This is a genomic window from Collinsella aerofaciens (assembly GCF_040910325.1).
Taxonomy (GTDB): Bacteria; Actinomycetota; Coriobacteriia; order Coriobacteriales; family Coriobacteriaceae; genus Collinsella; species Collinsella aerofaciens_BL.
This window is the reverse complement of record NZ_JBDGAV010000010.1, coordinates 68715-78668: the sequence shown is the minus strand read 5'-3', so window position 1 is coordinate 78668 and position 9954 is coordinate 68715. Positions and strand designations below refer to the sequence as shown.

Annotated in this window: 10 protein-coding genes; 1 reads left to right on the top strand and 9 read right to left on the bottom strand. The window is 62.5% G+C overall.

The genetic code is table 11. The features are described 5' to 3' along the window. Nucleotides 1-179 precede the first annotated feature (179 nt). On the top strand, nt 180-350 hold the full coding sequence (locus AB5Z25_RS05860; protein ID WP_368135025.1) for a hypothetical protein: 171 nt from the start codon (nt 180-182) through the stop codon (nt 348-350). 131 nt (nt 351-481) lie between these two features. Here AB5Z25_RS05860 and AB5Z25_RS05855 read toward each other — a convergent pair whose 3' ends face one another. From AB5Z25_RS05855 to aroF, 9 genes are all read right to left on the bottom strand, one after another. Beyond that, complete coding sequence (locus AB5Z25_RS05855) at nt 482-1285, bottom strand: helix-turn-helix domain-containing protein (protein WP_368135024.1); 804 nt, start codon at nt 1283-1285, stop codon at nt 482-484. Nucleotides 1286-1506: 221 nt separating this feature from the next. Next, complete coding sequence (gene aroQ / locus AB5Z25_RS05850) at nt 1507-1941, bottom strand: type II 3-dehydroquinate dehydratase (protein WP_368135023.1); 435 nt, start codon at nt 1939-1941, stop codon at nt 1507-1509. Then, a complete protein-coding gene (locus AB5Z25_RS05845; RefSeq protein WP_368135022.1) occupies nt 1938-3257 on the bottom strand; it encodes a shikimate kinase in 1320 nt (439 codons plus the stop codon). The genes aroQ and AB5Z25_RS05845 overlap by 4 nt, the downstream gene beginning before the upstream one ends. Further along, nucleotides 3258-4403 carry a prephenate dehydratase gene (gene pheA, locus AB5Z25_RS05840; RefSeq protein WP_368135021.1) on the bottom strand — a complete coding sequence of 382 codons (1146 nt, stop codon included), beginning with the start codon at nt 4401-4403 and terminating at the stop codon, nt 3258-3260. It abuts the gene before it with no gap. Nucleotides 4404-4428: 25 nt separating this feature from the next. Continuing rightward, entirely contained in the window at nt 4429-5526 is a 1098-nt protein-coding gene (gene aroC, locus AB5Z25_RS05835) for a chorismate synthase (RefSeq protein WP_368135020.1), read from the bottom strand. Between the two features lies 1 nt (nt 5527). Next, nucleotides 5528-6847 carry a 3-phosphoshikimate 1-carboxyvinyltransferase gene (gene aroA / locus AB5Z25_RS05830; protein ID WP_368135019.1) on the bottom strand — a complete coding sequence of 440 codons (1320 nt, stop codon included), beginning with the start codon at nt 6845-6847 and terminating at the stop codon, nt 5528-5530. After that, nucleotides 6841-7947 (bottom strand): 3-dehydroquinate synthase, encoded by a 1107-nt coding sequence (gene aroB / locus AB5Z25_RS05825; protein WP_368135018.1) that lies wholly within the window; start codon nt 7945-7947, stop codon nt 6841-6843. Before aroB ends, aroA begins: the two co-directional genes overlap by 7 nt. A 36-nt stretch (nt 7948-7983) precedes the next feature. Further along, the gene (locus tag AB5Z25_RS05820; protein WP_368135017.1) at nt 7984-8898 is read right to left on the bottom strand and encodes a prephenate dehydrogenase; all 915 of its coding nucleotides are present in this window, start codon (nt 8896-8898) and stop codon (nt 7984-7986) included. A gap of 3 nt (nt 8899-8901) precedes the next feature. Further along, entirely contained in the window at nt 8902-9924 is a 1023-nt protein-coding gene (gene aroF, locus AB5Z25_RS05815; RefSeq protein WP_022094767.1) for a 3-deoxy-7-phosphoheptulonate synthase, read from the bottom strand. Between the last annotated feature and the right edge of the window lie 30 nt (nt 9925-9954).

Here is a 9954-nt window from a genome sequence, read left to right as displayed (position 1 = left end):
GTGTTGGCTAAAATGGGTCGGCCGGGATTGGTCAATCTCGGCCGACTATATTTGGCTAAATTATTCCGACGCTAACAACAGTTACCGCTCTTGCTGGCAGCTACTGCGTGTGCTGGGTTTCCATGGCGCTGGAGAAGCTGAAAGACGTCCCGGTTTTGGGGGCTTTTGAGCGAGGACTCGTGTTTTGCGGACAAGCCAGTCTGGCGAGCTTTGCGATCCATGCGGTCGATTGGTTTATTCCTTGGCAGACCATGCCTCTGCTTATGACGCTACCAGCATCGTGGCTCTTCGCATCAATCGTGCGTTGCGCCTGCGATATCGGTCTGGCATATGTGATTAAGAAGGCATAATGACAGCGGGAGGCGGTCTTTTTGAGAGCCGCCTTCCGCTATTTTGAAAGGGTTTTGAGGTGCGAATTCGTGCTAGGTTTTGACTCGATTGCTTGATTTTACGTCTGATCATCTCGCACTTTTCCACCTGGTTAACTTAGATAAAACTGGGGTTCGAACCAGTTTTCGAATGAGTAGGAATCACTTTTTTCCGTCCATTTGTCGTCGTCAATGAAGAATCTGAAATCATCGTCCCCGCAGATATCTTCGGGCCATTCATCCCAACCTAAATCTCTTGGATAGCCGTTTGCATTGAGATCGGTCTCATCGGATTCCCAGTCAGAAACGAGTTCGAATGACGCGTCTCGGATCAGCCTTACAAGTAGTTCTTGTGCGACGGTGTGAGCCATTAAGTCATGTCCGTGTTTTGCTCTCAGGCGATATCCAATCAGATCTGCTCGCAGCCTGAACAGAAGGTCATAGTCGTACTTCATCAGGTATTGAGATGGAAGCAAGTCAATCATCCAGCTATCGGGGAGTTGTCCAACATGAGTCCCTTTTGGAAGATGAGAAAGGTCCTCAAGATCTTGATTAATATAGTCAAGCAGAATATCGGTGCCAAAGGCGAAGGACGCTGCACCTTTATAACCGTATTCGTCTTTTAAGAATTGGGACCAGGCGGCATGAGATGAATCGATCGCCAGCGATTCCTTCGTTGTGTCCTCATTAACAGTCTCTGCTGCAGAATCATCGGGGAAATTTTTCCATCTCAGGACTTTGCATACAGCTGTTGCCTTGTCGCTTCGAATGGATTGGCCGCTCTCGTACTTACCCCATGTTTTTGCTCCGATACCGGCTCTGGAAGCTGCCTCTTCGATGCTTAGGCCCAGTTCTGCTCTCCTTGTTTTGATTTGGTTTGCCAGATTTTCGCTAACTTGGATCGTCTTTGGAGGCATTTTTGTTCCTTTCAGGTACCGGAACGTATAGGGTACCTACCATATTAATACTAAATAGATGTTTGTAAAGCTGGTATGTTGTCAGTTTGCGTTTGATGGGGTTCGAACGAGAAAACGCGCGTCCACAGAATGTGTGCTGCGGACGCGCGTTTTTCTTATGGATGTTACCTTGGCGAACAGAAGATCGATGCGCTCGATCCAGTCGCTTTGTTTGCTTTTTCCTAGGCTAGATGCTCTTTCAACAGCTCTAGCGCGTGGGCGTAGCCCTGTAGGCCCTCGCCGGTGATGGTGGCGAAGCAGGCCAGGCGTGCATAGCTCACCTGGCGGAAGTCCTCGCGTGTTTCGACGGCGCTAATGTGGACCTCCACGGCCGGGATGGCGACGGCTTTGAGCGCATCGAGGATCGCCACGCTCGTATGTGTGTAGGCGGCCGGGTTGATGACGATGCCGTCGACCTTGCCGTAGGCCTCCTGGATTTTGTCGACGATGCTGCCCTCGTGGTTGGACTGGAAAACCTCGACCTCGTCGAAGCCCTGTGCGGCGCCAGCTTCCTGGCAGATCTGCACTAAGCGGTCGTAGTTGTCGCTGCCATAGATGCCCGGCTCGCGAATGCCGAGCATGTTGAGGTTGGGGCCGTTGATGACGAGTGCTTTCATGGTTGCTTCCTTTGCGGTTGCAAAACCACCACAAAGGCGCCGGTCCCCTTTGTGGTGGTTTTGGTTAGAGAGCGGGTGGGAGGGGTGTCGAGGAGGACACGGGCGGTGTTGGCGGCGCAGTCGCGTGAGTCGATGATGTAGTCGGCCCACGCGCGGTAGCGCGGCATACGCTGCTCGGCCAGCTTGTCGATGCCGTCGCGGGCGGTGATGGGGCGTCCCTTGTGGGCGAGCTCGTCGAGCTTACGGTTGAGCATCACGATCTGGCTGTTCTGGTGTAGCAGCGGGTAGTTCTCGTCGCGCGTGACCACGCCGCCACCCGTGGAAAGCACCAGGCCGCTGCGCTTGGAGATGTCGGCCAGCGTCGCCGTCTCCTGCTCGCGGAAGGCCGCCTCGCCGCGCTCGACGATATAGTCGGCACAGGCCATGCCCAGGCGCTCCTCGAGGGCGCGATCGAGATCGATGTGCTCGCGTCCCGTGAGCTGGGCGATCTGCTCGCCCACTCGGGTTTTGCCCGAGCCCGGCATGCCAATCAGGGCGATGTTTTGCTCGCGGCGGGACAGACGCTCCGTCACATCCAGGATGCGCTCGCGCGGGGTGGCCTGGCCGGTGTAGCGCTCAACAGCCTGTGCCGCCTGTGCCACAAGCATAAGCAGGCCACCGATGCAGGGGATCCCGCGGCGCTCGGCCTCGAGCATGAGTCCCGTGCGAGCGGGGTTGTAGACAATGTCGATGACGCCTTCGAGTGCATCGAGCCCTTCGAGCGTGCAAGGCGCGTCGGGGCAGTGGGGGAACATACCGGCAGGCGTGCAGTTGACGAGTAAGGCGGCGTCGGACTGCTGCGCGATGTTGCCGTAGTTGACCTCGCTCGTGCGACCCACGGGCACAACGATGGCGCCCAGGTCTCCCAGCACCATACTTGCCGTGGTGCCGGCGCCGCCGGTGGCGCCAAGTACGAGGACCTTCTTGCCGGCAACCTCTACGCCCAGCTCCTCGACCAGGCACTGAAAACCAAAGTAGTCGGTGTTGTCGCCGCGCAGGCGACCGTCGGGCAGGCGCGTGATGGTGTTGACGTTTCCCATGCGCTTGGCGAGTGGACTCAGCTCGTCCAGGTACTCCATGACGGCGCGCTTGTAGGGGATGGTCACGTTGGTGCCCTCCCATTCGTCGCCCGTCATAAAAGCCTCAAGATCCTCGGGCTCGCGCTCAAAACGCACGTACTCAAGCCCCGCCAGCTCCTTGTAGATGGTCGGGGTGTAGCTGTGGCCCAGCACGCGGCCCAGCACGCCGTAGGGGCGGGTTGCGGCGGTATCGGTCATCTAGAGCACCTCCGTGTAGCTGCCAAAGTAGGTGAAGCTCTCGCACACGTCGTCGATCGAATCGAGCAGGTCGTCGAGGGCCTTGCTGCCAAAGGGACAGTCCAGGTCAAAGTAGAACATAAACTCAAAGTCGCGACCGGGGATGGGGCGGCTCTCGAGCTTGATGAGGTTGATGTTGAGTGCGTAGAAGCGCTCGAGCACGCGATAGAGGGCGCCCGGCTCGTTGGCCGTGGTGATCATGAGCGAGGTACGGTTGGCACCGGGATAGACGCGTGGCTCGCGGCTGATGACGACAAAGCGCGTGTAGTTGTTGTCCGAGTCCTGGATGTTGGACTCCAGCACCTCCAGGCCATAGAGTGCCGCGCAGCTGCGCGATGCGATGGCGGCAACATCGGTGCGGTCGGAATTGGCGACCATCTCGGCCGACATGGCGGTGTTGGGGTACTTGGTGGCGTGCAGGTCGTGGGACTCGATAAAGCCCGCACACTGGGCAATGGCTTGGCCGTGGCTGTAAACCTCGCGCACGTCGGCGAGCTTGGTGCCGGGCTTGACGAGCAAGTTGTGGTCGATCTTGAGGCGCAGCGAGCGCACGATATGGAAGTCGAACTGTGCGAGCAGGTCGTAGACGGCGTTTACCGAGCCGGCGGTGGAGTTCTCGATGGGCAGTACGCCAAACTCGCAGAAGCCGTCGCGCACAGCGCGCATGACGCCCTCGAAGGTCTCGAAGAACGCAATATCGGGCACGTCGAAGAGCTTGCACGCGGCGATCTGGCTGTAGGCGCCTTCGACGCCCTGGCAGGCCACAGTGGCCGTCTGGGGGAAGGGCGTGTCAAAGGCTGCGGCCGTGGCATGGGCCTTTTGCGACACCGTGATGCCCTTGAGCTCGTTGATGTAGCGCTGCTGCTCGGCCTTGCTCATGCTCATGAGGAGACGAAACAGGGCGATGGTCTGTGCCTCGTAGCGCTCGGGCGCGCGGCTGGCGAGGTTGTTGAGCTTGGAGCGCTCGCGGGCGGGGTCGAAGACGGCCTTGCCCATCTCGATTTTTGATTTGGCGACCTCGGTGGCAATGTCCATGCGCTCGACAAAACTGTTGAGGAGCGTGGTGTCGATGCCATCGATGGCCTGGCGAATGTCGGCAAGGTCCATGGGGATCCCTTTCACGTGTGGGCGGTTAGCGCTGGGCGGCGTCCTCGAGGAGAGCGTCCCAGATGGCGAGGGCGGCGGCTGCTTCGGCTACGGGGACGGCTCGGGGGACGATGCAGGGATCGTGGCGGCCGTGGACCGAGAGCTCGGCATTTTCCATAGCGTCCATGTCTACGGTCTGCTGCTCGCGGCCAATGGAGGGCGTCGGCTTTACGGCCATGCGCCACATGACGGGCGCGCCGGTCGAAATGCCGCCCAGGATGCCGCCGGCGTTATTGGATCCGACCTCGATCTCGCCGGTCTCGGCATCAACGCGATATGGATCGTTGTTCTCGCTGCCGCGCATGGCGGCCACGGCAAAGCCCATGCCAAACTCCACGCCCTTTACGGCGGGAATGCCAAACGCGATTTGCGCGATGCGGTTCTCGATGCCGTCGAACATGGGGTCGCCGATGCCCACGGGAAGCCCGTAAATGCCACACTCCACGATGCCGCCGATGCTGTCGAGTTCGTCGCGCGCGGCTAGGATCTCCTCGCGCATGCGGCCGGCTGCGGCGGCGTCAATGCACGGCAGATCGTTCGTAAGTATCGCCTTGCGGTCGGCCTCGCGATAGACCATGTCGTCCATGGGCAGGTCAGAGATGCCGCCGATCTGCGCGACGTGCGCCATGACCTGAATGCCGCGGGCCTCAAGTGCCTGCAGCGCAATGCCGCCGGCGATGCATAAGGGTGCCGTTAGGCGGCCGGAAAAATGCCCGCCACCAGCGACATCGTGCATGTTGTGATACTTCACGCGCGCAGGGAAGTCCGCATGTCCCGGACGGGGCTTGCGGCGCAGCTCGGAGTAATCCTTGGAGCGCGTGTTGGTGTTCTCGATAATCGCGGCGATGGGCGCGCCGGTGGTATGTCCATCGACAACACCGGCTATGATGTGGGCGGCGTCGGCCTCGCGGCGTTTGGTCGCGGTCTCGTCGCGACCGGGGGCGCGACGGTCGAGGAAGGCCTGCAGCTGCTCCTGGTCCACGGCGATGCCAGCCGGAATGCCATCGAGCGAGCAGCCGATAGCGGGGGAGTGTGACTGGCCGAAGATGCTTAAGTGTAAGACGTTGCCAAAGGTCGAGGACATGCTATTCCTCCTCGAGCGTGACCTTGCCGCCCAGTAGGCGGTAGTGGTCGAAGAAATCGGGATAGGACTTGTTGACGGCCTCGGCGCCGTGGATCACGACCTCGCCGGTGGCGCGGCTCGCGGCGATGGCGGCCATCATGGCGATGCGGTGGTCGTTGTGCGAATCGACCTCACCGCCGGTGAAGGCATCGACGCCCTTGATGATGAGGTCGTCGCCGGCAATACGCACCTGCGCGCCCAGCGCGGTGAGCTCGCGGGTGGTGGTGGCCAGGCGGTCGGATTCCTTGATGCGCAGGCGGGCGCAATCGCGGATAAAGGTGCGGCCCTGTGCCAGCGAGGCCACGGCCGAGATAACGGGCACCAGGTCGGGAATGTCGTGGGCGCTCATCTCAAAGCCGGCGAGCTTGTCGGACTGCACGGTGGCGGCGTTGGTGGAGCGCACGATGCGGGCGCCAAAGCGCGAAAGCGCGGCAAGCACGTTGCGGTCGCCCTGTGCGGAGCTCAGGGACACGCCCTCGACGGTGATGGGGTCGGTGCCGATAGCGCCGGCACACAGCCAAAAGGCAGCGTTGGACCAGTCGCCCTCGACAGCCACGTTGCCAGGCGTGCGGTACGAGCCGCTGCTCACGCGGAAGTTCGTGATCTCGGTCTGGCCGTCCTTGGCGGGGATACGTTCGACGTTGACCTCGACGCCGAAGGCCTTCATGGCCTGGATGGTCAGGTTGATATAGGGGCGGCTCTCAATGAGGCCGGTTACCTGCACGCAGGAGGGCTGGGCCAGAAGCGGGGCTGCCAGCAGCAAGCCGGAGATGTACTGTGAGCTCACGTTGCCCGGCAGGATAAAGGTGCCCGGGCGCATACGGCCGCTTGTCTTGAGCGGGAAACCGCCCAGACCCTGCAGGTCGCAGCCGGCGGCAATGATCTCGTCGGAAAGCGGGGAGAGGGGGCGTGCGCCCAGACGGCCCTGGCCCACAAAGGTCGCCTCTGCCCCCAGCGCGCAGGCGACGGGCAGCATAAAGCGGAGCGTGGAGCCGCTTTCGCCGCAGTCGAGCGTGCCGCCGGCAAGGGCCTTGAGCAGGCCAAACTCAACACTCTTCATGGTGGGGTGGACCTGGAAGCCGTCCTCGGCGGTCTCGATGCGGGCGCCGAGCGCCGTGAGGCAACGCACCGTGGCCTCGATGTCGGCGCAGGTGGTGTTGCAGGTGACGTGCGTCTCGCCGTTGGCAAGCGCAGCGCAGATGATCAGGCGATGCGCCATCGACTTGGACGCGATGGCGGGAACGGTGCCCTTAAGCGGGGACGGGGTGATGCGGGCTAGCATGCGGATGCGTCTCCCTTCTGGCCGAGGCCTTCGGCAATGAGTTCGTGGAAAGTGGAAAGCGGCGTGCGGTCGATGCTGCAGCGGCCAATGCCGTGCGGAATCACCAGGTCGATGGTGTCGCCCGCGCGCTTCTTGTCGTGGAGCGCCTCGGCAAAGACGGCGTCGGCATCTAGATCGCAGCGGGTCTTGAGGCCATGGCGGGCGCAGAGCTCCTCAATACGACCGGGCAGTGCAGCATCGCAAACGCCGTGCAGGGCCGCGGCGCGCGTGATGATGCCCATGCCGATCGACACGCAGTTGCCGTGTCCGAGTTCAAAGTGCTCGCAGGCCTCGACGGCGTGTCCGGCGCTGTGTCCAAAGTTGAGGAGCTTGCGTTGGTTGGTTTCGCGCTCGTCGGCGACGACCACGGCGCGCTTGATGTCGATATTGCGGGCGATGATGAGCGCTACGCGGGCCACATCGCGGTTGAGTAGCTCAAGCGTAAGCGGGGTCTTCTCCAGCTCGGCGAAAAGCTCCGGGTCGGCGATCACGGCGTGCTTCACGACCTCGCCGCAGCCGTCGGCGAACTGCTCGGGCGTGAGGGTGGCGAGACACCCCACGTCGGCGATAACCACGCTCGGCTGCCAAAAGGCGCCGGCGAGGTTCTTGCCGGCGGCTAGATCGATGGCCGTCTTGCCGCCGACCGACGAATCCACCATGGCGAGCAGGCTTGTGGGAATCTGCACAAATTTGCAGCCGCGCATGTAGGTGGCGGCCACAAAGCCCGCCACGTCACCCACGACGCCGCCGCCGAGCGCCACGATCACGTCGGAGCGCGAAAGCTCGTGCTCGGCCACAAACTCCAAAATGGCAACGTAGGTCTCGGCGCGCTTATGGGCCTCGCCGGCCTCGAAGGTGCAGATGCTCACCTCATAGCCAGCTGCCTCAAGGCTCTGCTTTACGGGCATCTGGTAGAGGGGACCTACGTTGGTGTCGGTCACGATGACGGCGCGCGAGCCGCCGGCGGTGGCGCGCACAAGCTCGCCCGCCTGCTCCAGCAAAAACGTGCCGACGTGCACCTGGTAGGGGCGTGCAGTGTCGATATCGATGGTAATCGCCATAAGCTTCGGTCCTTTCGACCTGGCGTGATAGGTGGTCTAGTGGGAGGCCTCGTCGTCGAGCGCGCGCTTAATGCGGTCGCCCTCGGCAAGGAGATTCTCCAGATAGCGCTGGTCGCGATCCTTGAGCGCACGGCTGTAGGCGCCAAGCGACTCGATCAGATGGTCGATCTCGAAGGCGAGCGCGTCGGCGTCGTCGATCATGAGCTCGGACCACATTTGCGGGTTGAGGTGCGCCACGCGGGTGAGATCGCGGTAGCTACCGGCCGAAAAGCCGTGGTGGACCTGGGCGGTCGGGCTTTTGACGTAGGCGTTGGATACCACGTGCGCAAGCTGGCTCGTGAAGGCGATGACGCGGTCGTGCTCGGCGGCGCTGGTCACGCCGAACTTGCCAAAGCCCAAGGGGCGCACCATCTCGCGCACCTGGCCCAAAAGCTCCAGTTTGAGCGCATCGTCCACCGCGGGCGGCACGAGCACGAGTGGCGCGCCCTGGAACAGATCGGCGCGGGAGTGCGCATAGCCCGAGTACTGCGTGCCCGCCATGGGGTGCGCGCCCACAAAGTAAAAGCCGTGCTCGCGGGCAAGCTCAAAGGCGCGCTCGCACACGATGCCCTTGACGCCCACCGTGTCGATTACCACGGGGCCCATGATGGCCTCGGTGTCGGTGGCGTCGGCGAGCGCCTGGGCGTGCGCCTCGAGCCACTCGATGCATGCCTCGGGATAGCAGGCAAGGACGATGATGTCGCATTCGCCGAGCGTCTCGTCGTTGAGCTCTCCGGCGACAGTGCCCATGCTGGCGGCCGTCATGACATCGTCATCGGGGTCCCAGGCCAGCACTCGGACGCCCGCCTGCGCATAGCCGCGGGCAAAACTGCCACCGATGAGGCCAAGGCCGACGATGCCGGCGCACTTAGGGCCGCCCTGGTTAACGCGCGCGTTTCTCACCGTACCCATGGGCTACTCCATGGTCTCTTGGCAGACAACCTCGCGGATGGCTCGGATACGGCGCATGGTGTCGTCGAACTGATCGGGGGTGAGGGCCTGGGCGCCGTCGGACCAGGCGCGGCTCGGCTCGTCGTGGACCTCGATCTCCAGGCCGTTGGCACCGCAGGCGGTCGCGGCGAGCGCCATGGGCTCAACGTAGCGGGTGTAGCCGGTGGCGTGGCTGGGGTCGGCGACGACGGGCAGGTGCGACAGGTGGTGCAGCACCGGCACGGCGTTGAGGTCGAAGGTATTGCGGGTACGGGTCTCGAAGGTGCGGATGCCGCGCTCGCACAGGATAACGTTGTCGTTGCCCTCGCTCATGATGTACTCGGCAGCCATGAGCAGCTCGTCGATCGTGCCGGACATACCGCGCTTGAGCAGAATCGGGGTCTGGGTCTTGCCGACCTCCTTGAGCAGGGGGAAGTTCTGGGCGTTGCGAGCGCCGATCTGCATGACGTCGATCTTCTTGTCCAGGAAGACCTGCACGTCGCGTGGGTCCATGATCTCGGTGACGATCGGCATGTCGAGCTCGGCAGACGCCTCGCACAGCAGGTCGAGGCCGGCGGGGCCCATGCCCTGGTAGGCGTAGGGGGAGGTGCGGGGCTTGTAGGCGCCACCGCGCAGCATCGTGGCGCCGGCGGCCTTCACGCGGCGGGCGATGCGGATGAGGTTTTCGCCCTCGACGGAGCAGGGGCCGGCGATGACCTGGAACTGGTCGCCGCCGATCTTGACGCCGTGGCCGCAGTCGATGACGGAGTCCTCGGGGTGGAACTTGCGGTTGGCGCGCTTGAACGGCTCGGAGACGCGCTGTACACGCTCGACGACGTCCATGGACTCGAGCAGGAACGGGTCGATCTTGGTCGTGTCGCCCACCAGGCCGATGATGGTCTCGTTCTCGCCGCGCGAGACGTCGGTCTTGAGCCCTTTTTTCTCGATCCAGCTGACGATGTGGCTGACGGCCTCGTCGCTGGCGCTCTGCTTTAAAATTGCAATCATGGTGTGCCTCTCACCTCGATGGATAGCCCT

Bases quoted from the DNA above. Each gene is read 5' to 3' on its own strand.
- AB5Z25_RS05855 (WP_368135024.1), bottom strand. From the start codon at position 1,285: ATGCCTCCAAAGACGATCCAAGTTAGCGAAAATCTGGCAAACCAAATC.
- aroQ (WP_368135023.1), bottom strand. From the start codon at position 1,941: ATGAAAGCACTCGTCATCAACGGCCCCAACCTCAACATGCTCGGCATT.
- AB5Z25_RS05845 (WP_368135022.1), bottom strand. From the start codon at position 3,257: ATGACCGATACCGCCGCAACCCGCCCCTACGGCGTGCTGGGCCGCGTG.
- pheA (WP_368135021.1), bottom strand. From the start codon at position 4,403: ATGGACCTTGCCGACATTCGCCAGGCCATCGATGGCATCGACACCACG.
- aroC (WP_368135020.1), bottom strand. From the start codon at position 5,526: ATGTCCTCGACCTTTGGCAACGTCTTACACTTAAGCATCTTCGGCCAG.
- aroA (WP_368135019.1), bottom strand. From the start codon at position 6,847: ATGCTAGCCCGCATCACCCCGTCCCCGCTTAAGGGCACCGTTCCCGCC.
- aroB (WP_368135018.1), bottom strand. From the start codon at position 7,947: ATGGCGATTACCATCGATATCGACACTGCACGCCCCTACCAGGTGCAC.
- AB5Z25_RS05820 (WP_368135017.1), bottom strand. From the start codon at position 8,898: ATGGGTACGGTGAGAAACGCGCGCGTTAACCAGGGCGGCCCTAAGTGC.
- aroF (WP_022094767.1), bottom strand. From the start codon at position 9,924: ATGATTGCAATTTTAAAGCAGAGCGCCAGCGACGAGGCCGTCAGCCAC.